The 2,330-nt window shown below is 38.1% G+C and carries 1 protein-coding gene; it reads right to left on the minus strand.

Annotation, left to right across the window (positions count from 1 at the left end; genetic code table 11):
* Nucleotides 1-2,013, minus strand: a 2,013-nt coding sequence (locus tag H5202_RS20790) for a PAS domain S-box protein (RefSeq protein ID WP_182773737.1), incomplete at its 3' end; no start/stop codon positions are given.
* Nucleotides 2,014-2,330: the final 317 nt, after the last annotated feature.

Below are 2,330 nucleotides of genomic sequence, written 5' to 3' on the forward strand. Positions count from 1 at the left end.
GATATGAGCATGTTCCCAAAAAATATCGCCATTTTTCTTTTTGTTTTGCAGCTCGCCTTGCCATGCATGTCCGGTAGAAATAGCATCCCATAATTGTTTATAAAGTGATTTTGGGGTTAAACCAGATTTAAGCATGCTGGCTGACTGGCCAATAACTTCACTCGCGGTGTAGCCTGAAATCTTTTCAAAGGCACTATTCACATATTCAATTTCGCTGTTGATATTAGTTAATATCATTGATATTGGGCTTTGTTCTATTGCCTGAGACAATGTAAGAGCTTGTTCTTCAGCCTTTTTTTGAGCGCTTAAATCGATATCGATACAGTACATTTCTGCTTCATTATCGGTATTGTTGATTAACGTATGGGATGAATAAACCGCTACATTACTACCATCTGCACGTTGCAGGAGTAATTCTTCAGCGAGAATAGGAACCCCCTCATTAATCCATGCATTGACGTTATTGATCACTTGTTCTCTGTAAGGCGGGGGGATAATGAGATCCTCTAATTGCTTCCCTAATGCTTGCTCTTTGGTATATCCGTAAAGCTTTTCACTGGCTTGATTCCAAAAAATAACTGAACGATTTTTATCGTAACCTTGGACTGAAATTGAGGGTATTTGTTCGAAAATATGTCTAAACTTAGATTCGCTCAGAAGCAGTTTTTGTTCGGCATTAATGCGCTGTGAAATATCTTTAACAAAGCAGAATAGCATCCCATCATCACCATCCCAAAAACTGATGCTCACCTCAACATGAAACAAATGACCTAACTTATGTCGGTGCTGAGAGGTGTAATTAATAGACTTTGTTTGCTTAACTTTTATGACATTTTGAGTAGAATACTGGTGTTTTTCACTGGTTTCGATCTCTCCAATCGGTTTATTGCTCAGCTCGTCGAGAGTATAACCAGTCATATTGGCAAAACTCTGATTAGACTCAATTATCCTGCCTTCTACAGATACAATAACAAAACCATCTTGCGCGGTACTGATAATGTTACGGTAAGTACTTTCACTGCGGCGTAACTGTTCTTCAATGAGTTTGCGGTCGGCCATATCTCGACTTACGCCCACAATTCCTTGAATTTCCCCAGACGAATTAACAAAAGGCGTTTTATGGGTTTTAAAAATATGTGCGACGCCGTCAGATGTTGTAATCCATTCTTCATTCATCCATGGCTGGTTTTCTTGTAATACAAAACGATCTGCTTTGATAAAGCTGTCTGCCTGTTGACGATCAAATAAGTCATAGTCTGTCTTATGCTTAATATCTTCAGGTTTGTGTTTTAGAGTTTCAGAGAATGCCTTGTTACAACCTAAATAAACCCCGTCAACCGATTTATAAAAAATCATATCGGGAATGCCATCAATAATGCTTTGTAATAGGTTTTTCTCGGTTTCGAGGAGGTTTTTGTGATGATGTAAATCGTGAGATATTTGTTGTCTTTCCCGATGTTGTTTTAACAATAACCCGACTAGCATGGTGCCACATGTATACACCGTTAATAAAGTGGGGCTAATAGTGAGAATGATGTCGTATTTATCTACCACAGGCATGAGTAATAAACACAGTAAAACAGCAACCTCCACCACAAAACCCATCACCAGTAAGTTTTGCCAATTAGGTTGTGTATTTGAAGACTTTATCCAGTACCGCCAGCCTAAGCCAATGGCAGAGCTAATGAAAATAATTAAGGTGCCAACGTATAAACCTGCACCGCCTTGATAAAAACGAAAACAAGCTGCTAGTATCGCGGCAATCAATGTAGGGATAAAACCAAAAAATAGCCCGCTTAAACTTAACAGTACCCAGCGAGTATCAAAAAAAATCCCCGGCCTTAGCTGCCAAGGATTATTCATCACACAAATTGCGATCATTCCAATAAAAATCCCACTCAAGACATTTCCATACTTCTCGGAGGCAATTTTTTGTAATTTTAAGGCATCATAAATGACGACAAGTGCCAGTAACAATACGGTGTTGCTCATCAAGCTGAAAAAACTTTCCATTTCTTCCCCACAAATAAATGTAAGCTGTCGTTTACGCTAGCAAATACTAATCAGAATAAGTGGTCGAGCTATTAACCAAAATCAATGGTTTATATTCATCTCTCGGCTCATTGACACTGCTTGCATATCTCACCAATCTTTTACATAAAGCGTAGTCGCTAAATCATTTTTTTGATAATAGATTAAATGATCTATGCGATATGTGACCTAGTCAAATTTATCTAAAAGGCATAGGAAGGCACTATCGGGGAAATATAATCAGATCAACTGTAGTGATTAGATGATTTTTTGACACTTAAATAGAGGTCTTTTTACAC

Source organism: Shewanella sp. SG41-4 (assembly GCF_014164505.1).
Taxonomy (GTDB): domain Bacteria; phylum Pseudomonadota; class Gammaproteobacteria; order Enterobacterales; family Shewanellaceae; genus Shewanella.